This is a genomic window from Streptomyces sp. NPDC085944, assembly GCF_040686295.1.
Lineage (GTDB): Bacteria > Actinomycetota > Actinomycetes > Streptomycetales > Streptomycetaceae > Streptomyces > Streptomyces salinarius.
In genome coordinates, this window is sequence record NZ_JBFBJX010000010.1 from 90,527 (window position 1) to 115,691 (window position 25,165).

The following is a 25,165-nucleotide window of genomic DNA, read 5'->3' on the forward strand; positions in this document are numbered from 1 at the left end:
GGCGCACTGTCGGCAGGTCCTCGGACTGGACAGGCGTGCGCGCACGCGCGGAGACGTACGGATGCACGCAAGTACACCGTTGCGGGACAGTTCCGGATTCGCACCGGATTCCCCTGCGGCGACAGCGAGCATGAGCATACATCTTGTGCCGGGCTTCGCCAGCACCCCCAGATGTTGTGCCAGCGCGTCAGTTCACCGCTTCGGGTTCACAGCGTCAGTTCGTAGGCGAGCAGCATGATGTCGTCCAGCTCCGGCAGGGGGTTCCAGTCGCGGTCGGGCGTGCGGACGAAGCCCAGGCGCTCGTAGAGGCGGTGCGCGGTGCGCATGGCGGCCTGTGTCGACAGCACGAGGCCCGTGCAACCGGCCACCGTCCGGGCGCGGTCGACGCAGGCCCGTACGAGGGCCTCGCCGGCCCCGCGGCCGCGTGCCTCGCGGGCGACGGCGAGCATGCGTATCTCGGCCTCGCCGGCGCGCGCGATGTCCGCCATGGGGCCGCCGGGCGGCACGAAGGTCACGCCGCCGAGCACCCGGCCGTCCGTCGCGGCGACCAGCACCTCCGCGGCCGCGGCGCGCTTTGCCACGTTCCGCAGCTCGTCCAGGTACGAGTCGCTCTCCCCGAAGTCGAGGAGCCCGTCGCGCAGGTAGGCCTGCGCGGTGATCTCGCCGAGGGTGTCGTACTCCTCGGCCGTCGCCTGCCGGATCACGAAGTCCATGCCGCCGAGTGTGCCCCACGGATACGACAACGGGCCGCCGGATTTCTCCGGCGGCCCGCTGAAGAGAGCGCCGCTAGTGCGAGCTGCCCGCCGTGGCCGGCGGCAGTTCCACCTGGACGCCAGGGTCGCCGGCGTCCGCCGTGTAGTCGCCCGGCTGGGTCTCGTCGACGCCGTCCGGCGCCTTGACCGCCCTCAGGACGAAGGTCAGGACCACGGTGACCAGGACGTTCAACACGAAGGCGGTGAGGCCGATGTAGCCGATCTCGCCGATGCCGGGGATCTCCTTGGAGGAGCCGCCGAAGTGCGCCTGCGTCGGCGAGGCAACACCGTATGCGGCGGCCGTGCCGTACACCATGCCGACCGCCCAGCCGCCGAGCAGCGCCCAGCGGTGGAACCAGCGGGTGAACAGGCCGCCGACCAGGGCCGGGAAGGTCTGCAGGATCCAGATGCCGCCCAGCAGCTGGAAGTTGATCGCGACGGTCTTGTCCATGCCCAGGACGAAGATCAGCGCGCCCACCTTCACCAGGAGCGACACCAGCTTGGAGACCTTGGTCTCCTGCTGCGGCGTGGCGTCCGGCTTGATGAAGTCCTTGTAGATGTTGCGGGTGAAGAGGTTCGCGGCCGCGATGGACATGATCGCCGCCGGAACCAGGGCGCCGATGCCGATCGCCGCGAAGGCCACGCCCGCGAACCAGTCCGGGAACATGTTCTCGAACAGCTGCGGAATCGCCAGCTGGCCGTTCTCCACCTTGACCCCGGCCGCGATCGCCATGAAGCCGAGGAGTGCCAGCAGGCCCAGCATCAGCGAGTACAGCGGCAGGATCGTGGTGTTGCGGCGGATCACCTCACGGCTGCGCGAGGACAGCGTGGCGGTGATCGAGTGCGGGTACATGAACAGCGCCAGTGCCGAGCCGAGCGCCAGGGTCGCGTACGTCCACTGGCCCCCCGCGGCCGGTACCACCCCGCCCTTGCCCGACTCGGTGAACTTCTCGCTCGCCGACGCGAAGATGTCGTCGAAGCCGCCCAGCTTGATCGGGATGTAGATGATCGCCACCGCGATGACGATGTAGATCAGCGTGTCCTTCACGAACGCGATCAGCGCGGGCGCGCGCAGTCCCGACGAGTAGGTGTACGCCGCGAGCACACCGAAGGCGATCAGCAGCGGCAGGTCCTTGACGAACCAGTTGGTGTCCTCGCCGCCGCCGACGCCCATCACGTCGAGGACGGCCTGGATGCCGACCAACTGGAGCGCGATGTACGGCATGGTCGCCAGGATGCCGGTCACGGCCACCGCCAGCGACAGGCCCTTGGAGCCGAACCGGCCGCGCACGAAGTCCGAGGTCGTCACGTACCCGTGCTTGTGGGAGACCGACCACAGGCGGGGCAGGAAGGTGAAGATCAGCGGGTAGACCAGGATCGTGTACGGCACCGCGAAGAAGCCGGACGCGCCCGCCGCGTAGATCGCCGCCGGAACGGCCACGAAGGTGTACGCGGTGTACAGGTCGCCGCCCAGCAGGAACCAGGTGACCCAGGTGCCGAACGAGCGGCCGCCCAGGCCCCACTCGTCGAGGCTGTGCTCGTTCTCGGCCTTGCGCCAGCGGGCGGCCAGGAAGCCCATGGCGGTGACGAGGACGAAGAAGAAGATGAAGACGGCGAGTGCGACGCCGTTCACGCCGTCGTTCATCGCGACTCACCGCCCTTCGAAGCAGTGGGAGCGGAGTGGGCGGCGGCGCGTCCGCGCTGGTCGCGCTGCCACAGCTTGTACGCGGTGACCGTGAGCAGGGTGGAGATCAGCACCCAGGCCATCTGGTACCAGTAGAAGAACGGGATGCCGATGAAGGCCGGGTCCGTCTTCGTGTACGAACCGACCCAGAGCATGGCCACGAACGGTGCGACGAGACAGAGCCCGATGACGACGCGCACCGGCGTCACCACCGGCTCTCTGCTCACTTCTGTGTCTTCTGACATGCGCGGCTCCGTCCCCTCGCTGATCACCTCGTGCAGTGCGCACGAAATGTAGGTGACGGCGTCAAGACAGCGGAAGACCTCGTCCGTATATCGGTCCTCAACCGCAACTTCGCGCCCGCGCGTGGGGGGAAATACCGGGTATGCGCCGGGAGCGGTTCCTAGTCCTGGGGGCGCTTGAGGCGGGCCACGAACTTGTAGCGGTCGCCCCGGTACACCGAGCGGACCCATTCCACCGGCTGACCGGTGCGGTCCTGCGAGTGCCGGGAGAGCATCAGCATGGGCAGGCCGACGTCGGTGCCGAGCAGGCCGGCCTCGCGCGGGGTGGCCAGGGAGGTCTCGATGGTCTCCTCGGCCTCGGCGAGGTGGACGTCGTACACCTCGGCGAGCGCGGTGTAGAGGGACGTGTACTTCACCAGCGAGCGGCGCAGTGCCGGGAAGCGCTTCGCGCTGAGGTGGGTGGTCTCGATCGCCATCGGCTCGCCGTTGGCCATGCGCAGCCGCTCGATGCGCAGCACCCGGCCGCCGGCCGTGATGTCCAGCAGCCCGGCGAGCCGGTCGTCGGCGGTGATGTAGCCGATGTCCAGCAGCTGCGAGGTGGGTTCGAGGCCCTGGGCCCGCATGTCCTCGGTGTAGGAGGTGAGTTGCAGCGCCTGCGACACCTTGGGCTTGGCGACGAAGGTGCCCTTGCCCTGGATGCGCTCCAGGCGGCCCTCGACGACCAGTTCCTGCAGGGCCTGGCGCACCGTCGTGCGCGAGGTGTCGAACTCGGCGGCCAGCGTGCGCTCGGGCGGGACCGGTGTACCCGGCGTCTGGGTCCGGGTCATGTCGAGCAGATGCTTCTTCAGACGGTAGTACTTGGGCACGCGCGCGGTACGGACGGTCGCCCCACCCTCGTTCTCCGCACTGCTGACGTCGGTGCTCATGCTCTGCCTTCCCGGCTCCGGGTGCCGAAGCGACCGCTTCCCTGTCGGCCACGGCTCACATCGTGGCACGGCTTCGTGCCGGGATGGCCCCCGCACGCTCCGTGATCCCTTCTGTATACCCGCGGGAACACCCTTGGTCTAGTCCATAGCGGGGCCGGACGCCGCTGGTACGCGCGTTCGGAGGGCAGTCGGCGCGCCATTCGGTGGGGGGTGGTACACCCGGTCCCCGTGCGCCCGTTCTGTCGCTTGCGCAATGAAAGGTCCCTGCATATCTCGGTCGCATCACGGACGGACCGACTGGGTTTGAACACCCTTGACAGGCCTATTGGTCTGGGCCAAGCTCCCCCTACTGGTCTACACCATTGGTCCAGGTCCCGGCCCCAGGAGCGGTACGCGTTCACGCTTGAACCGCAGGGAGGCAGGGGGGTTTGTGGCATCCCTGAGGAGGGTGGCGTGAAGCGCAAGCTGATAGCCGCGATCGGTATCGCGGGCATGATGGCAAGCATCGCGGCGTGCGGAGGCTCGGACGACGAAGCGTCCAAGCAGGACCCGAAGGACCGCAAGGGCGAACTCACCGTCTGGCTGATGGTGGACGCTCAGAGCAGCTGGCCCGAGCTGGTCAAGCAGGCCAACACCGAGTTCAACAAGAAGTACCCCGGGGTCAAGGTCAACGTCCAGTACCAGCAGTGGGGCGACAAGACCAAGAAGCTCGACGCCGCCCTCTCCGGCGACTCCTTCCCCGACGTGGTCGAACTCGGCAACACCGAGACCATGACGTACATCCTCAACGGCGCCCTCGGCGAGATCGACGCCAAGAAGTACGACAACTCGGACACCTGGATCGAGGGCCTCAAGGACACCTGTTCCTACGAGGGCAAGCTCTACTGCGTCCCGTACTACGCGGGTGCCCGCGTGGCCATCTACAACAAGGACATGTTCAAGGCCGGCACGGGCTCCGACCAGCTGCCGAAGACCGAGGACGAGCTGCTCAAGGCGCTCGACAAGGTCCAGGACAAGTACAAGAAGGACAACGCGTTCTCCGCGCTGTACCTGCCGGGCCGTTACTGGTACGCCGCCATGTCCTACGTGGCCGCCTACGGCGGTGAGATCGCCACCTACGACGAGGGCAGCAAGGAGTGGAAGGCCGCCCTGTCCACGCCCGAGGCGCAGAAGGGCATCCAGCACTTCATCGACCTGGTCAAGAAGTACAACCACGGTGACCAGACGAAGGACGAGCAGGACCACGCCAACGTCATGGCCAACGAGAAGACCGCTCTTCTCTACGGCAACGCCTGGGAAGCCGGCAGCGTCGTCGACTCCAAGACGAACGGCAACCCCAAGCTGAAGGACAAGATCGCCACGGCCGGCATGCCCGGTCCGGAGGGCAAGGCCCTTCCGTCCTTCATCGGCGGTTCCGACCTCGCGACCGTCTCCAAGTCCGACCAGCAGGACCTGGGTCAGGAGTGGATCTCGTTGTTCACCAACGAGAAGTCCCAGGCCGCCCTGGCCGAGAAGAACATCCTGCCGAACAACACCAAGCAGCTCGAGCCGCTGAAGGCCAAGCCCGAGACGGCGCCGATCGCCAACGCGGTCCCGGACGCCTGGTTCACCCCGATCGCGCCGGGCTGGTCCGCGATCGAGAAGAAGGAGACGCTCGAGACGATGCTCCTCGACATCCTCAAGGGCAAGTCGGTCGCCGACGCCACCAAGGCTGCCGACGCGGAGATCAACTCTCTGATCAACGAGGCCTCCTGAGCCTCCCCGCTCGAACCTCGTTGACCTCCGGTGCCTTGTCCGGCCGCGCCGCCGGACAAGGCCGGTTGGACGGCCGGCCGCCTTGGGCGTGCCGGCCGCCGACTCGATGCAGAACCCTTCGAACGGAAGGCCAGCACAGTGAGTGCCGCCGACATCAAGACAGCCGGCCCGGAGGTGTCCGCCTCGCGGCCGCCTCGCGGTGACGGCCCGGCACCGTCCGCACCCCGGCGGAGCCGGTGGACGAACGGGCCGTTGCTGCCCTATCTGCTGATCGCGCCGGCTGTCGTGGCCCTCGCCGCGGTGTTCGTCTGGCCGCTGATCAAGACCGTGATCATGTCCTTCCAGGACGTGGGCCGACGGGAACTGTGGACCGGTCAGGCCGCCGACTGGGTCGGCTTCGACCAGTTCACCAACATCCTCGGCGACGGCGAGTTCTACGACGTCGTGTGGCGCACCGTGCTGTTCATGGTGGTGTGCGTCGTCAGCACGCTGGCCATCGGCCTCTTCCTCGCCCACTCCATGCAGCGCATGACCAAGGCGGTGCGCCTGCTGCTCACCGGCGCCCTGATCGCGGCCTGGTCGCTGCCCCTGCTGGTCGCCACCTCGATCTTCCGCTGGTTCGCCGACTCCGACTACGGCGTCGCCAACATGGTGCTCACCGAGTACCTGGGCCTCGACTTCCAGGGCCACAACTGGTGGCTCGACCCGAAGCAGGGCTTCCTCATGATCGGTGCTGTGGTGGTGTGGGGGGCCGTGCCGTTCGTCACCGTCACCCTGTACGCCGCCTTCACCCAGGTGCCGAGCGAGCTGGAGGAGGCCGCGGAGCTGGACGGCGCCGGGCGCATCGGCGTGTTCCGCTACGTGACCTGGCCGGTGATCAAGCCCGTTTTCCAGATGGTGGCCACGCTCTCGGTGATCTGGGACTTCAACGTCTTCGGCCAGGTCTTCCTGATGCGCGGCAACAAGCCGGAGGAGGAGTACAACCTGCTCGGCCTCTACTCGTACGAGAAGGCCTTCGAGTCGAACAGCTTCAGCCAGGGCGCCGCCATCGCCCTGATCACCGTGCTGCTCCTCTCCGGCGTCGCCGTCTACTACCTGCGCCAGCTGCTCAAGATCGGAGAGGTCGAGTGAGCGAGACGACAGCCCCCGGCGCCACGGCGCCCGAGTACCGGCCCGACCGCAAGAAGCGCAGCCGGCACGTCTACAACCTCGTGGGTGTCGTCACCTTCGTGGTGATGGCCTTCCCGGTCTACTGGCTCGTGGTGAGCGCGCTGCGCCCCAACAACGAGATCCGCTCCTACGACCAGAAGCTCTGGCCGAACTCCGTCACCTTCGACAACTTCCGCCGGGCGATCGACGCGCCGAACTTCGGCACCGCCATCCAGTCCAGCCTCATCATCTGTGTGACCGCCGTCCTCGGTGCCATGGTGCTCTCCACGATCGCCGCCTTCGCGATCGGCCGGTTCCGGTTCGCCGGCCGCAAGGCGTTCATGATCGTGCTGCTCGTGGTGCAGCTGCTGCCGCCCACGGCGATGCTGATCCCCCTCTACATCCAGCTGAACGACCTGGGGGCGATCAACGAGTACTGGGGCGTCATCGTCATCTACCTCGTCACCACGCTGCCGTTCGCCACCTGGATGATTCGCGGGTTCGTCGTGAACATCCCGCTGGAGCTGGAGGAGGCCGCGATGGTCGACGGCTGCTCCCGCATGGGCGCCTTCTGGCGCGTGGTGTTCCCGCTGCTCGCCCCCGGTCTCGCCGCCGCGTCGATCTTCTCCCTGATCAACGCCTGGAACGAATACCTGCTCGCCTACATCGTGCTGCAGGACAACGACAAGTACACGCTCAACGTCTGGCTCATGAATTTCACCACCTCGCACGGCACCGACTACGGCGCGCTGATGGCCGCCTCGACGATGATCGCCATCCCCGTCGTGGCCTTCTTCATGATCGTGCAGAAGAAGATGGCCGCCGGCCTCACCTCCGGCGCCGTGAAGGGATAGCGCCCCATGACGACCCTCGCCAGGGCCACCGACACGCTCACGCGCGACGCGCTCACCGTCCTCCAGCCCGGCTTCGCCGGGACCACCGCCCCCGACTGGCTGCTGCGCCGACTCGGCGAGGGGCTGGCCTCCGTCGCGCTGTTCGGGCGGAACGTCACCTCGCCCGAGCAGGTGGCGGCGCTGACCGCACAACTGCGCGCCGAGCGCGAGGACGTGCTGGTCGCGATCGACGAGGAAGGCGGTGACGTCACCCGACTGGAGGTGCGCACCGGCTCCTCCTTCCCCGGCAACCACGCCCTCGGCGCGGTGGACGACGTCGGGCTCACCCGGGCGGTGGCCGCGGAACTGGGCCGACGGCTCGCCGCCGCGGGTGTCGACTTCAACTGGGCCCCGTCCGCCGACGTGAACTCCAACCCGGACAACCCGGTCATCGGCGTACGCTCCTTCGGCGCCGACACCGACCTGGTCGCCCGGCACACCGCGGCCTACGTCACCGGCATGCAGTCCGCGGGCGTGGCCACCTGCACCAAGCACTTCCCGGGCCACGGCGACACGGGCATCGACTCCCACCACGCCATGCCGCGCATCGACGTGGACGCGGACGTGCTCGCCGGGCGCGACCTGGCCCCGTTCCGCGCGGCCGTCGCGGCCGGCACCCGCGCCGTGATGAGCGCCCACATCCTGGTCCCGGCCCTGGACCCGGACCTCCCGGCGACGTTGTCCCGCCGCATCCTGACCGACCTGCTCCGGGGCGAGTTGGGCTACGACGGGCTCATCGTCACCGACGGCATCGAGATGAAGGCGATCGCCGGCACCTACGGCATCGAACGCGGCACCGCCATGGCCATTGCGGCCGGCGCCGACGCCATCTGCGTGGGCGGCGGCCTGTCCGACGAGGGCACCGTACGGCGGCTGAGCGACGCGCTGGTCGAGGCGGTCCGCGCGGGCGAACTCCCCGAAGAGCGCCTGGCCGACGCAGCGGAGCGGGTCAGGGCGCTGGCCCGCTGGACCACGGCGAACCGGCCCGGCGCGCAGGGTTCGGACATCGCGGACGGCGACGTCGGCCTGCGTGCGGCCCGCCGCGCGCTGCGGGTCACCGTCGCGGGGGAGTCCGCGCCGCTCACCGAGCCCGCGTACGTCGCCGCGTTCACCCCGGTGGCGAACATCGCGGTCGGCGACGAGACCCCCTGGGGTGTGGCCGCCGAGCTGGGCCGCCTGCTCCCGGGGACCGAGACCGGCAGCTTCAACGGTGCCGACGCGGGCCGCGAGGCACTGGCGGCGGCGGGCTCCCGGCGCATCGTCGCCGTCGTCCGCGACGAGCACCGGCACCCGTGGATGGCGGCGGCACTCGACGTCCTGCTGGCGGCCCGCCCCGACACGATCGTCGTCGAGATGGGCGTCCCGCGCGCGGAGGCCCGTGGCGCCCTCCACCTGGCCACCCACGGCGCGGCACGCGTCTGCGGCCGGGCGGCGGCCGAGGCCGTCGTGGGCGTCTGACCAACGCACCGACGTCGTACCGAAGGCGCCGGTTCCCGACGGGGCCGGCGCCTTCGGCATGCGTGGCCGCGTGTCGCCTCCGGCGAAGGGCGGGTGTGCGGGTCCGGACGATGCGAGAGACAGGCCGTCGCCGCGGCGGGCGCGGGGCGCAGGCCGGGGCCGACGGGAGTACGGGTGCCGGTGCCGGTACCCGGGGCGGTGTGGCCGGGATGGGGCGCGCCGTGCCGGTGTCGGTGCGGGTACGACGAAGGCGCCGGGGCCCTGTGACGGGATCCGGCGCCTTCCGCGCACGGGGGGTTTCCGCCCCGTGGACCGGGGACGGAACGGGTCAGATGCCCTGCCAGTCCGGCTTGTGGGCGTAGGTGTGCCGGAAGTAGTCGGCGAGCTTCAGCTTGGACGCGGCGGCCTCGTCGACGACGACCGTGGCGTGCGGGTGCAGCTGCAGCGCGGAGGCCGGGCACACCGCCGCGACCGGGCCCTCGACGCTCGCGGCGACCGCGTCGGCCTTGCCCTCGCCGGTGGCGAGCAGCACCAGGTGCCGCGCCTCCAGGATGGTGCCGATGCCCTGGGTGATCACGTGGTGCGGCACCTGCTCGATGTCGCCGTCGAAGAAGCGCGCGTTGTCGACGCGGGTCTGCTCGGTCAGCGTCTTGATGCGCGTCCGCGAGGCCAGCGAGGAGCACGGTTCGTTGAAGCCGATGTGCCCGTCGGTGCCGATGCCCAGCAGCTGGAGGTCGACCCCGCCGGCCCCGCTCAGCGCCCGGTCGTACGCCTCGCACGCGCCCTGCACGTCCGCGGCCGTCCCGTCGGGGCCCATGAACGCGTCTATGCCGATGCCCAGCGGTTCCAGCACCTCGCGCCGCAGCACCGAACGGTAGGACTCCGGGTGGTCCGCGGGCAGCCCCACGTACTCGTCGAGCTGGGCGATCCGGGCCCGCGCGGTCTCCACGGCACCCGAGCGCACCTTGGCCGCCAGCGCCTCGTACACGGGCAGCGGCGTCGAGCCGGTGGCCACCCCGAGCAGGGCGTCGGGCTTGCGCCGCAGCAGCTGCGCCATGGCTTCGGCTATGAGTTCGCCGCCCGCCCTGGCATCGGGAACGATGACAACTTCCACGCTGGCCTGCCGTTTCGAAGAGAGGACTCACCCGGGGTCCGGGACTGGCTATGTGGTTTAGACCAATCTAACAGAGTGTGGCCCCGCGGTCGCGCCGAAACGATCGGGCGGGTGGCGGCGCACGCCGGGGGCAGGCCGGCCGGCGATGCTCGTGGAAATTGCCCCTCCGGTGCGGCCCCGAGGCTGGGCCAACAGGGTTAGGCTTCTGACGGCTGCCCGGACGTCGGTGCGGCCCACGGAAGTCACCGACAACGAACGGCAACGAACAACGTCCACCGCATGGACACGGCAAGTGGTCTAGTCCAGAATGGTCACTGAGACACTGACCGAGTCACTCACGCAAGGTGATCGTCGAACTTCCGTCCTCCCCGCACAGGAGGACGGACCGAGGATCCGGAGCTCTCTGCCCTGACTGCCCCGGCTCCTCATCCTTCGGCCGACCGGGACCGCACACCCCACGGCCGATGTTGCTCCGGGCTGCGGTGCCGGGAGGGTTGAGGGTCCCTCTCAGGCGCCGCGGCCCGCGGGTGTTTCCGGGGGCCGTCCGGACCGCGTCGTGGGCCAGGGCGGGGATCCGCGGAGCGCGGCTGGTTTCCGTCGGCGTCCGTACCGCCAGGTACGCTCAGCCCCGTGCCCTCCATGAACGAACTCGTACGCCAGCACACCGCACTCGACGACTCCGACCTCGAGTGGCTCCATCTGCTGGTCTCGGAGTGGCAGCTGCTGTCCGACCTCTCCTTCGCCGACCTGGTCCTGTGGGTCCCCACCCGCGACGGCACGCGCTATGTCTCCGTCGCCCAGATGCGACCCAACACCGGCCCCACCTCGTACCAGGACGACATGGTCGGCCACCTCGTCCCGCGCGGTCGGCGCCCGATGCTGGACACCGCCCTGGACGAGGGCCGCATCGTGCGCGAGGGCGACCCGGAGTGGCGCGAGGAGGTCCCCGTCCGCGTCGAGTCCATCCCCGTACGCCGCCAGGGACGCGTCCTCGGGGTCATCGCCCGCAACACCAACCTGCTCACCGTGCGCACTCCGAGCCGGCTGGAGCTGACCTACCTGCAGAGCGCCTCGGACCTGGCCCAGATGATCGCGGCCGGCGCCTTCCCGTTCGAGAACCAGCAGGTCGACATGGATGCCTCGCCCCGTGTCGGCGACGGCCTGGTCCGGGTCGACGGCGACGGCATCGTCCAGTACGCCTCCCCGAACGCGCTGTCGGCCTACCACCGCATGGGCCTGGCCGCCGACCTGGTGGGCCAGCACCTGGGCCGCACCACCGCCGAACTCGCCCCCTCCCGCGGCCCGGTGGACGAGGCGCTCGCCAAGGTCGCCAGCGGCTGGGCGCCGCGCGAGTTCGAGATCGAGGCGCACGACGGGGTGATCCAGTTCCGCGCCATCCCGCTCAAACCCAAGGGCCCGCGCATCGGTTCGCTCGTCCTCCTGCGCGACGTGACGGAACTGCGCCGTCGCGAGCGCGAGTTGATCACCAAGGACGCCACCATCCGGGAGATCCACCACCGGGTGAAGAACAACCTCCAGACGGTGGCGGCCCTGCTGCGTCTGCAGGCCCGGCGCATCGAGTCCGACCGAGGGCGCGAGGCGTTGGAGGAGGCCGTGCGCCGGGTCGGTTCGATCGCGATCGTGCACGAGACGCTCTCCCAGAACCTGGACGAGCGCGTGGAGTTCGACGAGATCGCCGACCGGGTGCTGGCGATGGTGGCCGAGATCTCCCCGGGCAGGGTCACCGGCCGGCGCACCGGCCGCTTCGGCATCCTCGACGCCGAGGTCGCCACCCCACTGTCCATGGTGCTGACCGAGGTGCTGCAGAACGCCCTGGAGCACGGCTTCCGGGACAGCGACACCGGCACGGTCGAGGTCTCGGCGGTCCGCGGAGGTACGACCAAGGAGGCCCGGCTGCTGGTCACCGTCCAGGACGACGGCGTGGGCCTGCCCGAGGGCTTCGACCCGCACCGCTCCGGCAACCTCGGCCTGCAGATCGTCCGCACCCTGGTGGAGGGTGAGCTGGGCGGCACCTTCGACATGGTCCCGGCTCCGGAGCGCGGCACCCGGGTGATCCTCGACATTCCGGTGCCCGCCGAGAAGTAGCGCCCATCGGGTGAGGGGCACGGCCGGGTGGTGGGCACGGCCGTGCGACGGGCACAGCAAAAAGCCCCGGACCGGTGAAGGTCCGAGGCCTGTGCTCGTGCGCTACATCGTCCGATGCGCATCGGGGGTACTGCGCGCTGCGGCTCGGGAGCGGGGGATGCGTACTCGCTGTACGCGCCGCCAAGCTGAGGCTGTCAGTAGGGGTGGGTTGTCAGGCGGAGGCCTGACGAGCCCGGTTGCGGGCGGCACGGCGCTTCATTGCGCGGCGCTCGTCCTCGCTGAGACCACCCCAGACGCCGGAGTCCTGACCGGACTCGAGCGCCCACTGCAGGCACTGCTCCATGACGGGGCAGCGACGGCAGACGGCCTTGGCTTCCTCGATCTGCAGCAGCGCGGGACCGGTGTTGCCGATGGGGAAGAAGAGCTCGGGGTCTTCCTCGCGGCAAACGGCGCGGTGACGCCAGTCCATGGCTGCTACCTCTCCTTGGTATTACATGCTGGGATGCTTGTGAATGTGAACGCTTTCACGAAACCCTCAACAAGGGAAGGGCCTATCGCCAGGTTCCCTGGCGTGGTCCTGTGGTTTGAAGAGGGGTTCCGGTGATCTGTGGATGCCGGTCTTGCGGGCTGTCCCGATCGCCAAGAAGAGACTCGCAAACCTCGGCGGCGGATACAACCCCTTCCGGAAAGTTTTTTTTGATTCTTCGGTGTCGACTAGGTCACAGCCGTACTTCCATGGGGTGGATCCTGGTCTAAACGTTCGAGTGAAAGGACTTTCGCCCCTTCTGCTCACACAATCACACGCAGTGCACGGCGTACGCCTGTGAACGTCACGCTGGTACGCAACCCCAGGTGGTCACCGTCCATCTGAAGGGGCAGGGGCACCTTCGAATGCAAGGTGAACTCGGTCAGATCGTGCAGGGAGACCGCGTGCCGGCCGCGCGGCCCGCGCTCGGGGGACGAAGTGAGCAACTGGGTGCCATACCGGGCAACCGCGGCCGTCGACAGCCGGCTGAGGCCGAAGACGTCGAGCGCGGTGTCGAACGAGGCCTGGGGGGAGGCGTAGATCGGGCGGTTGCCGAGGAACGTCCAGGGACAGGTGTTCGAGACTATGGACAGCACCAGATCGGTGATCGGGTCCTCGCCCGGCCGCTCCAGCGTGATCGTCCCGCTGCGGCGGTGCGGCTCGCCGATGAGCTGGCGCACCACCTGACGGACGTAGAGGGCGTGTGTCGACTTCCTGCCGCGCTCACGGTGCTGCTCGACGCGGCCGACCACGCCGGCGTCGAAGCCCAGTCCGGCGTTGAAGGTGAACCAGCGGGCCGGGACCGCCTCGTCCTCCGTGCCCGGCGTACCCGACGCCAGGCCGAGGCCGACGGTCCGCTCGCTGCCCTCGCGCAGCGCGTCCAGCAGTGCTCCGGTGGCCTCCACCGCGTGGTTGGGCAGCCCGAGGGCGCGGGCGAAGACGTTGGTGGAACCTCCGGGGACCACCGCGAGACCGGGCAGGTGCTCCGGGTCGGGGCCCGCGTGCAGGAGGCCGTTGACGACCTCGTTCACCGTGCCGTCGCCGCCGAGGGCCACCACCAGGTCGACTTCGTCGCTCTGTGCCGCCTGCCGTCCGAGGTCGCGTGCGTGGCCGCGATACTCGGTGGTGACCGCCTCCAGCTTCATCTCGCTCGCCAGCGCGTGGATCAGCACGTCGCGCGTACGCGCACTCGTAGTGGTTGCCGCCGGATTGACCACGAGAAGTGCACGCATGGTGTGCAGCGTACCTACCGGGCGGTACTCGGCCCAGACCGGAGTGAAGATCGCCACCCCGGCCCGCCGCGCGTGATACGCCCGACATCCGGGCGGGCGCGGGCACAGGTGCGCCGAGGGCTACCCTGCAGGGGTGAGCAGTGAGCAGACCCCCGACCCCGCCTCCGCAGCCGCCGAGGGGGCGGAGCCTCGCCCCGTCCGGGTGACCGCCGCGGCCGCGATCGCCGCACTTGAGGGCCTGGCGCTCGCAGTCGGCGGCGCCTGGATGCTCGTGGGGGGGCTCACCGGCCACCCCGACGACCGGACGTCGGCCCTCACCGGCGGCGTCACCCTGCTCGTCCTCGCCCTGCTGCCGCTGCTCGCCGCCCGCGGACTGATCCGACTGCGGGGGTGGAGCCGGGGCCCGGCCGTGATCACGCAGATCATGGCGCTGCCCGTCGCCTACAACATGGCGGGGGCCGACAGTTTCGCCGTCCCGGCGGGCGTCGTGCTCGGTGTCGCGGCGCTCACCGCGCTGTATCTGCTCATCAACCCCGAGACCACCCTGGCCCTCGGCATCCGGGGACCGGGCAACGCCGGCAAGCGGCCGTAGGACGACCGCCGACCGGTCGCTACTCCTCGACCAGCAGCTTCTCCCGCAGCTGCGCCAGCGTGCGGGCCAGCAACCGGGACACGTGCATCTGCGAGATCCCGACCTCCTGCGCGATCTGGGACTGGGTCATGTTGCCGAAGAAGCGCAGCAGCAGGATGCGCTTCTCCCGCGGTGGCAGGTCCTCGAGCAGCGGCTTGAGCGACTCCCGGTACTCCACCCCTTCGAGCGCCTCGTCCTCGGCGCCGAGCGTGTCGGCGACCGCCGGGGACTCGTCGTCGGTGTCCGGGACGTCCAGGGACAGCGTGGAGTAGGCGTTGGCCGACTCCAGGCCCTCCAGGACCTCCTCCTCCGAGATCGACAGCTTCTCGGCGAGCTCGTGCACCGTGGGGGAGCGGCCGTGCAGCTGGGAGAGCTCCGCCGTGGCCGTCGTCAGGGCCAGCCGCAGCTCCTGGAGCCGGCGCGGGACGCGTACCGCCCAGCCCTTGTCCCGGAAGTGCCGCTTGATCTCCCCGACGACCGTCGGCGTCGCGTACGTGGAGAACTCCACCCCGCGGTCCGGGTCGAAGCGGTCGACCGACTTGATCAGGCCGATGGTGGCGACCTGGGTGAGGTCGTCCAGGGGCTCGCCGCGGTTGCGGAAGCGGCGCGCGAGGTGCTCGACGAGCGGCAGGTGCATGCGGACCAGCCGATTGCGCAGCTCCGCGTACTCCGGGCTGTCCTTCTCCAGCGTGCGCAGTTCGGCGAACAGGAGACGCGCCCCGCTGCGGTCCTGCGGGTCGTGCCGTGTGCCCTGCGTGCCCCGTGCACCCGGCGCGTGGCCGTCGGCGTGTCGCTCGTGCTCGCTCATCGTCCCGCCCGTCGCCCTTTCCCGAGCCCGCGCCTCCGCTCGGACGGGCCGGACGGGGGTGCCCCCGGTCCGCGGCCCGTCGCCCGGAACGATGGCCTCGGGCGAGGTCTCGTCCTCCGGATGCGGCCGGGCCTGCTCAGGGATGCCGTCGATGCCGTCCGCCGTGCGTCGCGCCTCGTTCTCAGCACGTGCGCCCTCGGTCGGCAGCTCCCGTGTACCGCGCTCTTCGTCCCGCACCGGCCCGTCCCCGTCCCTCACGTCGGCCCGGGTCCCGCGCCGCGCTGTTTGTAGAGGCTGATCGAAACGGTTTTGTCCTCGTCCACGGCGGAGGAGACCTTGCCCGCGAGGGCGGAGAGCACCGTCCAGGCGAAGGTGTCCCGCGAGGGGGCGTGGCCGTCCGTGGTCGGCGCCGAGACGGTGACCTCGAGCGAGTCGTCGACGAGGCGGAAGACGCAACTGAGCACCGAGCCGGGCACGGCCTGCTGGAGCAGGATCGCGCAGGCCTCGTCGACTGCGATGCGCAGGTCCTCGATCTCGTCGAGGGTGAAGTCCAAACGAGCTGCGAGGCCGGCCGTCGCCGTACGCAGCACCGACAGGTAGGCACCCGCAGCCGGCAGCCGGACTTCGACGAAGTCCTGGGTCGCGGGCTCGCCTGCGATCTGGGACACCCTCACCTCCAAGGTGGTACAAGCGTTACAGGGCCGAGGGACGCCCCTCGGGACAACGCGATGCATGGTTCAGCGGTGACGTTATCGCGCTCCGAAGTTTCCTGTCCCCAAGACCCCAACCCCGTGCTGTCACTCATAGTAAACACGCGAACACGCACAGTGGCTAGGGGGTGGGCGGGCCCAAATCGGAAGAGCGCGCGCCGGGTTGACGTACCCAGACGTCAGACGTTCGAACCGTCCCCGGCCGAGGTCACACGAGGACGTGATCGACGAAGCACCAACGCCAGCTCTCCCCGGGCTCGAAGGTCCGCATCACCGGATGTCCGGTCTCCTTGTGGTGCGCCGTCGCGTGCTGCCTCGGCGAGGAGTCGCAGCAGCCGACATGGCCGCAACTGAGACACAGCCTCAACTGCACCGGGTCCGTGCCCTCGGCCAGACACTCCGGGCAGGTCTCGCCGCACGGCTCGGGTTCCGGGTGCGGCAGCGCGTCGGCGTGCGTGCACTGTTTCATGATTGCCAGGTTACGACGGCTGCGCGGAAGACCGCGCGGAAGAACGAGGGCGGGCGAGGACGATGGACGTGATGCCGCTGCTGTTGCTGGTGGCCGGCAGCGCCGCGGTCGCCGCGGCGGGACGGCGGGTACCGGTACCGGTGCCGCTGCTGCTGGTCGCGGCGGGCCTGGCGGTGAGCTACGTCCCCGGTGTGCCCGACTACGCCCTCGACCCGCACATCGTGCTGCCCCTGCTGCTGCCCCCGCTGCTCTACACGGCGGCCACCGACAGCTCCTACCTCGACCTGCGGGCGCAGGCCCGGCCCGTGGCGCTGCTGTCCGTGGGCTACGTCCTGTTCGCCACCTTCGTCGTCGGCGGCGCGGCCTACCTCGTCGTGCCGGGCCTGCCGCTGACCGCGGCCCTGGTGCTCGGCGCGGTCGTGGCACCGCCGGACGCCGTCGCGGCCACGGCGGTCGCCCGCCGCGTGGGGCTGCCCTCCCGCATCACCACGATCCTGCAGGGCGAGTCCCTGGTGAACGACGCGACCGCGATCACCGCCTTCAAGGTGGCGCTCGCGGCGGCCGTCGGGGAGGGCGCCACCTGGGCCGGCGGCATCAGCGAGTTCCTGATCGCCGCGGTGGGCGGCGTGGGTGTCGGGCTGGTCCTGATGGTGCCGCTGCACTGGCTGCGCACCCACCTCGCGGAGGCGCTGCTGCAGAACACGCTCTCCCTGCTGATCCCGTTCGTCGCCTACGCGGTCGCCGAACAGGTGCACGCCTCGGGGGTGCTCGCGGTGGTCGTCGTCGCGCTCTATCTGGGCCACCGCGCGTGGGAGGTCGATTTCGCCACCCGGCTCCAGGAGGAGGCGGTGTGGAAGATGGTGGCGTTCGTCCTGGAGTCGGCCGTGTTCGCCCTCATCGGACTCCAGCTGCCGGTCGTCCTCAGGGGCCTGGGCGAGTACGAGGGCGCCGACGCCGCCTGGTACGCCCTCGTCCTCTTCCTGGTGGTCGCGGTGGCGCGGTTCGTGTGGGTGTACCCGGCGACCTTCCTGCCCCGGCTGTCGGCACGCGTACGCGCGCGTGAGGGCGACCTCTCCTGGAAGGGGCCGTTCGTCATCGGCTGGGCCGGAATGCGGGGCGTGGTCTCCCTGGCCATCGCCTTCTCCGTTCCGATGACCGTGCACGGCGGCGAACCCTTTCCCGAGCGCAACCTCATCCTGTTCCTGACCTTCACGACGGTCATCGGCACGCTGGTCGTCCAGGGCGTCAGCCTGCCGCCGCTGATCCGCCTGCTGAAGTTCCCCGCGCACGACGTGCAGGCCGAGACGCTGGCGGAGGCCAACGCACAGGCCCAGGCCTCGCGGGTCGCCGAGCAGCGCCTGGACGACCTGCTCGCCGACGAGCGCAACACGCTGCCGGCCCCCCTCGCCGACCGCCTCCGCACGGTCCTGGAGCGCCGTCGCAACGCCGTCTGGGAACGGCTGGGCCAGGTCAATCCGGTCACGGGCGAGACCGTCGACGACACCTACCGGCGGCTCTCCCGGGAGATGATCAGCGCCGAGCGCGAGGTCTTCGTCCGCCTGCGGGACGGCCGCTACATCGACGACGAGATGCTCCGGACGCTGCTGCGCCGGCTGGACCTGGAGGAGGCGGCGGCCTACCGCGAGACCACCTGAACCGGTGCGCCGACGCGGTGGTGGGCCGCTCAGGGGAAGGGCCGGCCGGTGACGACCGCCGCGAGGGTCGTCCCGCGCGGGAAGGCGCCCTCCTCGGTGAGCGCGAGCAGGGCGTACAGCAGCTTGGCGACGTAGACGCGCTCGACGGCCAGACCGTGGCGCTGCTCGAAATCGTCGGCGAAGGCGTCGAGGCCGGGCGTCGTGCGGGCGTAGCCACCGTGGTGGAAGCGGTCGTCCACGCTCCAGGTGCCGCGCTGCCCGCCGAACGCGCGCTCCTGGAGCCGCCGTATGTCGTCCGCCAGGAAACCGCCCTTGAGAACGGGTATGCCGAGGGCCCGCCGTCCCCGAGGGAGCCCGGCGGCCAGCCCGGCCAGCGTGCCACCGGTGCCGCAGGCGAGAGCGGCCACGTCGGCGTGCTCGCCCAGTTCCTCGCCCAGGGCGCGGCAGCCGCGGACGGCCCGGGCGTTGCTGCCGCCCTCGGGGACGACTACGGCGTCCTCGGCCTCCACCGCACGCAGCAGGGCGGCCAGGGTCTCCTGCAGGGTCTTGCGGCGGTACGTCGAGCGGTCGACGAAGTGCAGCCGCATGCCGTCGGCGGCGCACCGGGCCAGCGACGGGTTGAGCGGCAGGTCCGCCAGCTCCTGACCGCGGACGACACCCACCGTGGGCAGCCCCAGCAGGCGCCCGGCGGCGGCGGTGGCCCGCAGGTGGTTGGAGTAGGCGCCGCCGAACGTGACGACCGTACGGCCGTCCGACACGTCGAGATTCGGCGCAAGTTTGCGCCATTTGTTGCCGACCAGCTCGGGGTGGATCAGATCGTCCCGCTTGAGCAGCAACCGGACGCCGTGCCGCTCGAAGCGTCCGTCGGCCACCTCCCGCAGGGGAGAGGGCAGACGGGGCCGCAGGGCGGCGAGGCCGCGGATGTCGGTGTCGGTGCCGGTCACCCCGCCATTGTCGCGCCGCCGTGCGCGGCGGACACCTCGCGTCGGCCGGTCCCGGGGGCGCGGCCGCTCCCGGACCACTGCGGGCGGTCCTCGGTCACTTCAGCCGGTCGCGGACCCGCTCCCGCAGCGAGGCCATCGTGAACCCGCGCGGATCCACCTTCCCCGGCTGCCACTCCAGGTGGCCGATGACGGACCGCTCGTTCCAGCCGTGGTGGCGGCACACGGCCGCGGCGGCCCGCTCGATCGCCTCCAGTTGCTCCGCCGGCCACGGATCGTCGCCGTCGCCGAGGTTCTCGCACTCGAAGCCGTAGAAGTGCCGGTTGCCGTCGGTGCCGGCCTCGTTGTCCCGGGGCAGGGCCTTCTGGGCGATCACCGCGCGCAGGACGTCGTCGTCGCCCGGGCCGGCGTGGTTTGCGCGGCCGTACCCGACCAGATGGACCCGGCCGTCCTTGGTGACGACGCCGTGGCACAGCGGGCCCGGCAGAGCCTCGTGGCCCTCGCGGCAGACGTCCACCGTCCGCGCGCTGCCCCCGGTGGCCGTGTGGTGGATCATCACGCCGTGCACGGGGCCCCAGGGCCCCTTGTGGTTGCGGTTGTGGTCCCGCCAGTCACCGACCTCGACGACGGTGAGGCCCTCCGCCTTCAGTGCCTTGAGGAAACTGCTCGCGGACATGGGTGAGGCCACGGCCGGCTCCTTCGCGCTCGGTGACGACCGCCCGACGCGACCGCCTCCTACGGAGCTTGTACCGAAACGGAGTGCCTCCTATTGCTTGTTCCGGTCCGGGCGTTCCCTGTTCGGTCCGTGTGCGAGCCGTTTCGGACACTCCCGCCCGGGCGACGCCGCCGAACCGGGCAGCTCCGCCCCAACTTGTCGCGCCGGACTTGTCCCGGAGATGCCGAACAAGCCCCCATGTCTGCCCCGGCCGCACGTGATCCATTCCCGCTCTTTCGTGTAATAGCACCGGCACGCTCCGTGAGGAAGGCTGGTCCACGCACATCGATGCCGGGCGCAGTCGTCCGGCACGACCGGGAGGGCAATTCCTTATGTCGGTAGGCGAAGAGGTCCGCACCGAGCAGACCAGGCCGCAGCAGAGCCTCGGCACGGCGGCCGCGCGGAACCTGGCCACCACCACCAAGTCCGCACCCCAGATGCAGGAGATCAGCTCGCGCTGGCTGCTGCGCACGCTCCCCTGGGTGGACATTCAAGGCGGCACGTACCGGGTCAACCGGCGTCTGACCTACGCCGTCGGCGACGGACGCCTGACGTTCGTGAAGACCGGAGACCGCGTCGAGGTCATCCCCGCCGAGCTGGGCGAGCTGCCGGCGCTGCGCTCGTACGAGGACGACGAGGTCCTTTCGGAGCTCGCGCAGCGCTGCGTGCAGCGGGAGTTCGGCCCCGGTGAGGTGATCGCCTCCTTCGGCGGCCGTGCCGACGAGGTCTACCTGCTGGCGCACGGCAAGATCGAGAAGGTCGGCACCGGCCCCTACGGCGACGACGCGGTGCTCGGCGTCCTCGCCGACGGCGCCTACTTCGGCGACCAGGCGCTGCTCGACGGGGACGCCATCTGGGAGTACACCGCCCGCACGGTGACCGCCTGCACGGTGCTCGTGCTGCCCCGCCAGGAGGTGGAGCAGGTGGCGGAGCGCGCCGACTCCCTGCGCGCACACCTGGAACAGCGCCGTGCGATCCCGGAGCAGCGCACCAACCGGCACGGTGAGAAGGAGATCGACCTCTCCGCCGGTCACAGTGGCGAGCCGGACATCCCGCACACCTTCGTCGACTACGAGGCCCGGCCCCGCGAGTACGAATTGAGCGTCGCCCAGACGGTGCTGCGCATCCACTCGCGCGTGGCCGACCTGTACAACCAGCCGATGAACCAGACCGAGCAGCAGATCCGGCTGACGGTCGAGGCGCTGAAGGAACGCCAGGAGCACGAACTCATCAACAACCGTGAGTTCGGTCTGCTGCACAACTGCGAGTACGACCAGCGCATCCAGCCGCACGACGGTGTGCCCGGTCCGGACGACCTCGACGAACTGCTCAGCCGTCGGCGCGGCACCAAGCTGCTCCTCGCCCACCCGCGTGCCATCGCCGCCATCGGCCGCGAGCTCAACAAGCGCGGACTCGTCCCCGAGACGATCGACGTCGGCGGGAACCGCATCCCGACCTGGCGCGGTGTGCCGATCTACCCGTGCAACAAGATCCCGGTCACCGAGGCCCGCACGTCCTCGATCATCGCGATGCGTACCGGCGAGCAGGACCAGGGCGTCATCGGTCTGCGGGCCACCGGCATCCCCGACGAGATCGAGCCGAGTCTGTCGGTGCGCTTCATGGGCATCAACGAACAGGCCGTCATCAAGTACCTGGTCACGGCCTACTACTCGGCCGCGGTCCTCGTGCCGGACGCGCTCGGCGTCCTGGAGAACGTCGAGATCGGCCGCTGGCGGTGACGCCACTGTCCGCGGCGCCGTGTTCCCGCCCCTCGGGGCGGGTACACCCCCGGGGTACGGACGGGCCCAGGGGGAAGGTGAGTCCATGACGGAGATCCGGCACGGCGCCACCGTGACGCGCCGTTCCACCGGAACGCCGGAAAGGCACGGACCCATCGGCACACAGCGGGACAACGAGCCGGGGGAGTCGTCCGGGGGGCAGGGACGGGGGCAGGGCCAAGGGCAGGGGCAGGTGGCCGAAGGGCACGAGGCGGCCGTGCTCCTGAGGGAGTCACGTGCGTCGGTCGACCCGGAACTGCGCTCCGCCATCGCTTCGCTGCCCGACTCGATGCGCCGGATCGCGCTCTACCACTTCGGCTGGCAGCACGCGGACGGCACGCCGGCGACGGGCAACGCGGGAAAGGCGATTCGCCCGGCTCTCGTCCTCACCGCGGCGACCGCGCTCGGCGGGCCGGCGGCCCGTGCGGCGGCCGGCCGGGCCGCGGCAGCGGTGGAGCTGGTCCACAACTTCACCCTGCTGCACGACGACGTGATGGACCGGGACGCCACCCGGCGGCATCGGCCCACCGCGTGGACCGTGTTCGGCGACGCCGACGCGATTCTGGCCGGGGACGCCCTGCAGGCGCTCGCCCTGCGGCTGCTCGCCGCGGACCCGCACCCGGCGTCCGCGGCGGCGGCCACCCGGCTCGCGGACTGCGTCATGGAGCTGTGCGAGGGCCAGCACGCGGACACGGCCATGGAAGGGCGCCCGCCCGGCCAGGTCACCCTCGACGAGACGCTCGCCATGGCCGAGGCGAAGACAGGGGCCCTGCTGGGCTGCGCCTGTGCCCTCGGTGCGCTGTACGCGGGCGCCGCCACGGAGGACGTCGAGGCCCTGGACGCCTTCGGCCGCGAGGCCGGGCTGGCCTTCCAGCTCATCGACGACGTCATCGGCATATGGGGCGACCCGCACCGCACCGGCAAGCCGGCCGGTGCGGACCTGGCCGCCCGCAAGAAGTCGCTGCCGGTGGTCGCCGCCCTCACCTCCGGCACCCCGGCCGCCGCCGAACTCGCCGAGCTCTACGCCGCGCCGTACGACAAGGACAAGGAGGACCTGGAGCGCACCGCCCTGGCCGTGGAGCGGGCCGGCGGCCGGGACTGGGCGCAGGCCCAGGCGGCCGACCGGATGGCGAGGGCCATGCAGGAGCTGGCCCGTGCCGTACCCGACCCGGAGGGGGCGGGGGGCCTGCTCGCGCTGGCCGAGTTCGTGACGCGGCGCAGCACCTGACGGCCACCCGGCCGCGCAAGACCCCGGAGCCCGTGCAGGGCCGTACGGCACCTGACCGACGTACGGCCGCACCGCCGGCGGCTCCGGTCCGGCGGGTCCCGCACTTCCCCACGGTGTGCGGGGCCCGCCTCCCTGTCTCTCCCGCCGGGTGAGCGGACTCACCGGATAGGCTCAACCGCCGTACTTGCTGGCGATGTTGAGTCGAAGGGGCGAGGCATGGGTGTGGTGATCCGGACGGCGGGCGAGGGCGACCGGGAGCTGGTCGTCCGGCTGCTGGACGAGGCCTTCCAGAACGATCCGGTGAGCAGTTGGGTGTTCCCCGGCGAGGAGTACCGCCGCCGGACGCACCACCGGCTCATGGCCGCGTTCACCGACGCCGTCCTCGCCGACGGGCGCATCGACCTCACCGAGGACGGTGCCGCCTGCGCGCTGTGGTTGTCCGTACCGGCCGACGAGCGTGCGGGCGCCGAGCCGGACGACGGGTCCGGCGAGGACGTCGAGGGCATGCCCGCGCGGATCCGTGAGGCCGTCGACCCGGAGAACGAGCGCGTGGAGTCGATAGCCCGGCTGACGGACGGCATCCACCCCTCCGGCCGAGCCCACGAGTACCTGTGGATGATCGGCGTCGTCCCCGAACGGCAGGGCGAGGGGCTGGGTACCGCGCTGATAGAGAGCGTCCTGGAGCGCTGCGACCGCGAGGGCCTGCCCGCCTACCTGGAGGCGAGCAGCGCCCGCGGAAAGGTGCTGTACGAACGCCTCGGCTTCGAGTTCACCGGTCGGGCCCTCGATCTGCCGGACGGCCCCCGGATGTGGCCCATGTGGCGTGAGCCCCGTACCGGTTGATCGCTCGAGCGCGCCCCATCCCTGTCAAATAACTACAGACGGAGTACTGTGAGCGTAGTGGTCATTGGGGTCCATGTGAAAGGGAGACCGGTTTGCGCAAGCTCACGTACTTCGTCGCCTGCTCGATCGACGGCTTCATCGGCGGCCCGGACGGCGACGCGTCGTTCATGCTCCCGTTCGTCGACGGGGAGTTCCTCGAGTTCCTGAAGGCGGAGTATCCGGAGACGGTGGCCACCCACGGCCGCCGGGCACTCGGCATCGACGACCTGCCCAACAATCGGTTCGACACGATCGTCCAGGGAAGGGCCAGCTACGACCTGGCCCTCAAGGAGGGCATCACCAGCCCGTACGCACATCTGCGCGAGTACGTAGCCTCGCGCACGCTCACCGAGTCGCCCGACCCGAACGTCGAGATCATCGCGACGGACCTGGTCGGCAGGGTCCGGGAGTTGAAGGCCGAGGACAGTGCCTTCGGCATCTACCTGTGCGGCGGGTCGGCCGTCGCCGGCGAACTGGTCGACGAGATCGACGAACTGGTCATCAAGACCTACCCGGTACTCCTCGGCTCCGGCATGCCGATGTTCGCCTCCGGCTTCGAGGTGTCCGAGTTCGGGCCCGACTCGGTGCGCACCTTCGGCAACGGCGTCGTGGTGCGCACGTACCACCGCAAGCGCTGAGCCGCCGTCCGGCCTAGCCTGGGGGTATGGACAGCGACACGTATGTCTGTCCCCAGTGCGGACAGCCAGTCGAAGCAGTCGTCCGGCGCCACAAGACGCTGGGCGCGTGGGTCCCGAAGTGGGCCCCCGGTCCGTGCCGCAACCCGAAGTGCACGGCACGCTCCGAGCCGGACGCCGGGATCGCCGAGGCCGGGGCGCGGCCTGAGCCGGTGCGACACCGTCGCGGGGCGACCACGGAGACGCCCTGAGCGCACGGAAGTCCGGCCGGAGGGAACGGGCCGGAGAGAACGCCTGCCCCGGGGCGACGCCGAAGGGGCCCGGCCGCATCGCGGCCGGGCCCCTTCGGGGTCGCCCGCGGCCTGCGATGGTGCACCGATCGCCGGCCCCGGGGTGCTGACCCGGGTCAGGCCTTCTTGGTCTCCCAGAAGATCTTGTCGATCTGGGCGATGTAGTCCAGGGCCTTCTGGCCGGTCGCCGGGTCCTTCGAGCCCTTGGCGGCCGACAGGGCCTTCAGGGTGTCGTTGACCAGCTGGTGCAGCTCCGGGTACTTCTCGAAGTGCGGCGGCTTGAAGTAGTCGCTCCACAGCACGGAGACGTGGTGCTTCGCGAGCTCGGCGCGCTGCTCCTTGATGACCGTGGCACGCGTCTGGAAGTGCGGGTCGTCGTTGCCGGCCATCTTCTCCTGGACGGCCTTCACCGACTCCGCCTCGATGCGGGCCTGGGCCGGGTCGTACACGCCGCAGGGCAGGTCGCAGTGGGCGCTGACCGTGACCTTGGGGGCAAACAGGCGGGAAAGCATGAAGCGTTCCTTCCTCGTGATCGTCTTCTCAGGGGGGACATTACTCCCTGGGAGGCCCGATTTCGCGAGTGCCC

Annotated in this window: 25 protein-coding genes and 1 riboswitch; of the genes, 12 read left to right on the top strand and 13 right to left on the bottom strand. The window is 70.4% G+C overall.

The window, feature by feature from the left end; genetic code table 11:
• Positions 1 to 15: 15 nt before the first annotated feature.
• A riboswitch (cobalamin riboswitch) is annotated at positions 16 to 113 on the bottom strand.
• 93 nt (positions 114 to 206) lie between these two features.
• The 4 genes from AB0P07_RS20880 to AB0P07_RS20895 form a co-directional block, all read right to left on the bottom strand.
• The gene (locus tag AB0P07_RS20880) at positions 207 to 713 is read right to left on the bottom strand and encodes a GNAT family N-acetyltransferase (RefSeq protein WP_365552606.1); all 507 of its coding nucleotides are present in this window, start codon (positions 711 to 713) and stop codon (positions 207 to 209) included.
• A 73-nt stretch (positions 714 to 786) separates the two neighbouring features.
• Positions 787 to 2,397, bottom strand: coding sequence for a monocarboxylate uptake permease MctP (gene mctP / locus AB0P07_RS20885; protein ID WP_365552608.1), 1,611 nt, complete (start codon positions 2,395 to 2,397; stop codon positions 787 to 789).
• A complete protein-coding gene (locus tag AB0P07_RS20890) occupies positions 2,394 to 2,681 on the bottom strand; it encodes a DUF3311 domain-containing protein (RefSeq protein ID WP_365552610.1) in 288 nt (95 codons plus the stop codon). The genes mctP and AB0P07_RS20890 overlap by 4 nt, the downstream gene beginning before the upstream one ends.
• Positions 2,682 to 2,839: 158 nt before the next feature.
• On the bottom strand, positions 2,840 to 3,604 hold the full coding sequence (locus AB0P07_RS20895; protein WP_003973740.1) for a GntR family transcriptional regulator: 765 nt from the start codon (positions 3,602 to 3,604) through the stop codon (positions 2,840 to 2,842).
• A gap of 453 nt (positions 3,605 to 4,057) precedes the next feature.
• On the opposite strand from AB0P07_RS20895, the gene AB0P07_RS20900 reads away from it, so the two are divergent.
• The 4 genes from AB0P07_RS20900 to AB0P07_RS20915 all read left to right on the top strand — a co-directional run bounded on the left by AB0P07_RS20900 (position 4,058) and on the right by AB0P07_RS20915 (position 8,859).
• Positions 4,058 to 5,359 carry a sugar ABC transporter substrate-binding protein gene (locus AB0P07_RS20900; RefSeq protein WP_365552612.1) on the top strand — a complete coding sequence of 434 codons (1,302 nt, stop codon included), beginning with the start codon at positions 4,058 to 4,060 and terminating at the stop codon, positions 5,357 to 5,359.
• 138 nt (positions 5,360 to 5,497) lie between these two features.
• Positions 5,498 to 6,490: a sugar ABC transporter permease gene (locus AB0P07_RS20905; RefSeq protein WP_365552614.1), complete on the top strand. Its 993-nt coding sequence runs from the start codon at positions 5,498 to 5,500 to the stop codon at positions 6,488 to 6,490.
• Positions 6,487 to 7,362 (top strand): carbohydrate ABC transporter permease, encoded by an 876-nt coding sequence (locus tag AB0P07_RS20910; protein WP_365552616.1) that lies wholly within the window; start codon positions 6,487 to 6,489, stop codon positions 7,360 to 7,362. Before AB0P07_RS20905 ends, AB0P07_RS20910 begins: the two co-directional genes overlap by 4 nt.
• Positions 7,363 to 7,368: 6 nt before the next feature.
• The gene (locus AB0P07_RS20915; protein ID WP_365552618.1) at positions 7,369 to 8,859 is read left to right on the top strand and encodes a glycoside hydrolase family 3 N-terminal domain-containing protein; all 1,491 of its coding nucleotides are present in this window, start codon (positions 7,369 to 7,371) and stop codon (positions 8,857 to 8,859) included.
• A gap of 328 nt (positions 8,860 to 9,187) precedes the next feature.
• Here the strand turns inward: AB0P07_RS20915 and nagB are convergent, their stop codons facing one another.
• The gene (gene nagB, locus AB0P07_RS20920) at positions 9,188 to 9,973 is read right to left on the bottom strand and encodes a glucosamine-6-phosphate deaminase (RefSeq protein WP_365552620.1); all 786 of its coding nucleotides are present in this window, start codon (positions 9,971 to 9,973) and stop codon (positions 9,188 to 9,190) included.
• Positions 9,974 to 10,603: 630 nt separating this feature from the next.
• On the opposite strand from nagB, the gene AB0P07_RS20925 reads away from it, so the two are divergent.
• Positions 10,604 to 12,079, top strand: coding sequence for a PAS domain-containing sensor histidine kinase (locus AB0P07_RS20925; protein ID WP_365552621.1), 1,476 nt, complete (start codon positions 10,604 to 10,606; stop codon positions 12,077 to 12,079).
• A gap of 211 nt (positions 12,080 to 12,290) precedes the next feature.
• Here AB0P07_RS20925 and AB0P07_RS20930 read toward each other — a convergent pair whose 3' ends face one another.
• Together AB0P07_RS20930 and AB0P07_RS20935 are read right to left on the bottom strand one after the other, a co-directional pair.
• Positions 12,291 to 12,548, bottom strand: coding sequence for a WhiB family transcriptional regulator (locus AB0P07_RS20930; protein WP_003973730.1), 258 nt, complete (start codon positions 12,546 to 12,548; stop codon positions 12,291 to 12,293).
• Positions 12,549 to 12,868: 320 nt separating this feature from the next.
• On the bottom strand, positions 12,869 to 13,837 hold the full coding sequence (locus AB0P07_RS20935; RefSeq protein ID WP_365552624.1) for a diacylglycerol kinase family protein: 969 nt from the start codon (positions 13,835 to 13,837) through the stop codon (positions 12,869 to 12,871).
• A gap of 133 nt (positions 13,838 to 13,970) precedes the next feature.
• Between AB0P07_RS20935 and AB0P07_RS20940 the strand changes: the two genes are divergently transcribed.
• Positions 13,971 to 14,429: a hypothetical protein gene (locus AB0P07_RS20940; RefSeq protein ID WP_365552626.1), complete on the top strand. Its 459-nt coding sequence runs from the start codon at positions 13,971 to 13,973 to the stop codon at positions 14,427 to 14,429.
• Between the two features lie 19 nt (positions 14,430 to 14,448).
• On the opposite strand, the gene AB0P07_RS20945 is transcribed toward AB0P07_RS20940, so the two are convergent.
• The 3 genes from AB0P07_RS20945 to AB0P07_RS20955 form a co-directional block, all read right to left on the bottom strand.
• Positions 14,449 to 15,513 (bottom strand): RNA polymerase sigma factor SigF, encoded by a 1,065-nt coding sequence (locus AB0P07_RS20945; protein ID WP_365552627.1) that lies wholly within the window; start codon positions 15,511 to 15,513, stop codon positions 14,449 to 14,451.
• Between the two features lie 17 nt (positions 15,514 to 15,530).
• Positions 15,531 to 15,944: an anti-sigma regulatory factor gene (locus AB0P07_RS20950; protein ID WP_003973726.1), complete on the bottom strand. Its 414-nt coding sequence runs from the start codon at positions 15,942 to 15,944 to the stop codon at positions 15,531 to 15,533.
• 250 nt (positions 15,945 to 16,194) lie between these two features.
• Positions 16,195 to 16,455, bottom strand: a complete 261-nt coding sequence (locus tag AB0P07_RS20955) for a UBP-type zinc finger domain-containing protein (protein WP_059300643.1) — start codon at positions 16,453 to 16,455, stop codon at positions 16,195 to 16,197.
• A gap of 62 nt (positions 16,456 to 16,517) precedes the next feature.
• Between AB0P07_RS20955 and AB0P07_RS20960 the strand changes: the two genes are divergently transcribed.
• Complete coding sequence (locus tag AB0P07_RS20960) at positions 16,518 to 18,110, top strand: Na+/H+ antiporter (protein WP_365552630.1); 1,593 nt, start codon at positions 16,518 to 16,520, stop codon at positions 18,108 to 18,110.
• A 29-nt stretch (positions 18,111 to 18,139) separates the two neighbouring features.
• Here the strand turns inward: AB0P07_RS20960 and AB0P07_RS20965 are convergent, their stop codons facing one another.
• Together AB0P07_RS20965 and AB0P07_RS20970 are read right to left on the bottom strand one after the other, a co-directional pair.
• Positions 18,140 to 19,054 carry a pyridoxal-phosphate dependent enzyme gene (locus tag AB0P07_RS20965; protein ID WP_365552632.1) on the bottom strand — a complete coding sequence of 305 codons (915 nt, stop codon included), beginning with the start codon at positions 19,052 to 19,054 and terminating at the stop codon, positions 18,140 to 18,142.
• Between the two features lie 94 nt (positions 19,055 to 19,148).
• Positions 19,149 to 19,727 (bottom strand): N-acetylmuramoyl-L-alanine amidase, encoded by a 579-nt coding sequence (locus AB0P07_RS20970; protein ID WP_365552928.1) that lies wholly within the window; start codon positions 19,725 to 19,727, stop codon positions 19,149 to 19,151.
• 371 nt (positions 19,728 to 20,098) lie between these two features.
• Here AB0P07_RS20970 and AB0P07_RS20975 point away from each other — a divergent pair, with 371 nt between their 5' ends.
• The 5 genes from AB0P07_RS20975 to AB0P07_RS20995 all read left to right on the top strand — a co-directional run bounded on the left by AB0P07_RS20975 (position 20,099) and on the right by AB0P07_RS20995 (position 24,540).
• Positions 20,099 to 21,505, top strand: a complete 1,407-nt coding sequence (locus tag AB0P07_RS20975) for a family 2B encapsulin nanocompartment shell protein (RefSeq protein WP_365552634.1) — start codon at positions 20,099 to 20,101, stop codon at positions 21,503 to 21,505.
• A gap of 85 nt (positions 21,506 to 21,590) precedes the next feature.
• Complete coding sequence (locus tag AB0P07_RS20980; RefSeq protein ID WP_365552636.1) at positions 21,591 to 22,772, top strand: family 2 encapsulin nanocompartment cargo protein polyprenyl transferase; 1,182 nt, start codon at positions 21,591 to 21,593, stop codon at positions 22,770 to 22,772.
• Between the two features lie 216 nt (positions 22,773 to 22,988).
• Positions 22,989 to 23,615: a GNAT family N-acetyltransferase gene (locus tag AB0P07_RS20985; RefSeq protein ID WP_365552637.1), complete on the top strand. Its 627-nt coding sequence runs from the start codon at positions 22,989 to 22,991 to the stop codon at positions 23,613 to 23,615.
• 92 nt (positions 23,616 to 23,707) lie between these two features.
• Positions 23,708 to 24,292 carry a dihydrofolate reductase family protein gene (locus tag AB0P07_RS20990; RefSeq protein ID WP_365552639.1) on the top strand — a complete coding sequence of 195 codons (585 nt, stop codon included), beginning with the start codon at positions 23,708 to 23,710 and terminating at the stop codon, positions 24,290 to 24,292.
• A gap of 26 nt (positions 24,293 to 24,318) precedes the next feature.
• Positions 24,319 to 24,540, top strand: coding sequence for a hypothetical protein (locus AB0P07_RS20995; RefSeq protein ID WP_365552641.1), 222 nt, complete (start codon positions 24,319 to 24,321; stop codon positions 24,538 to 24,540).
• Positions 24,541 to 24,695: 155 nt separating this feature from the next.
• Here the strand turns inward: AB0P07_RS20995 and sodN are convergent, their stop codons facing one another.
• A complete protein-coding gene (sodN, locus tag AB0P07_RS21000) occupies positions 24,696 to 25,091 on the bottom strand; it encodes a superoxide dismutase, Ni (RefSeq protein WP_003973716.1) in 396 nt (131 codons plus the stop codon).
• Positions 25,092 to 25,165 lie beyond the last annotated feature (74 nt).